This window comes from Leucobacter celer subsp. astrifaciens (assembly GCF_001273835.1).
Taxonomy (GTDB): domain Bacteria; phylum Actinomycetota; class Actinomycetes; order Actinomycetales; family Microbacteriaceae; genus Leucobacter; species Leucobacter celer.
Window position 1 is genome coordinate 1 of record NZ_JHEI01000205.1, and the last position, 220, is coordinate 220.

Here is a 220-nt window from a genome sequence, read left to right on the forward strand (position 1 = left end):
GCCCGGATGGGCGGTACCGCCAGCGAGACCGTCCCGTCGTCGAAATAGGCCTTAGCTACTCGAGCGTGACGAGTCGAGATCGTTCGCACCGAGTCAGCGAAGATGTCGGCGTCCTGAAGTTCCGGACGCAGCATCTCAGGGGTGAAGACGGTGTCGGGGTGCAAGAAGATACGCCCGAAATAGGCGCGCATGAACTTTTCCGTCATGCGGTAGCCCAGAC

General features: G+C 60.9%; 1 protein-coding gene. It reads right to left on the minus strand.

Annotated features, from left to right (window positions below; all coding sequences use genetic code 11):
- Window positions 1-206 (minus strand): hypothetical protein (locus AMS65_RS18275; RefSeq protein ID WP_206542026.1); only part of this gene is annotated, 206 nt, incomplete at its 3' end.
- Window positions 207-220: the final 14 nt, after the last annotated feature.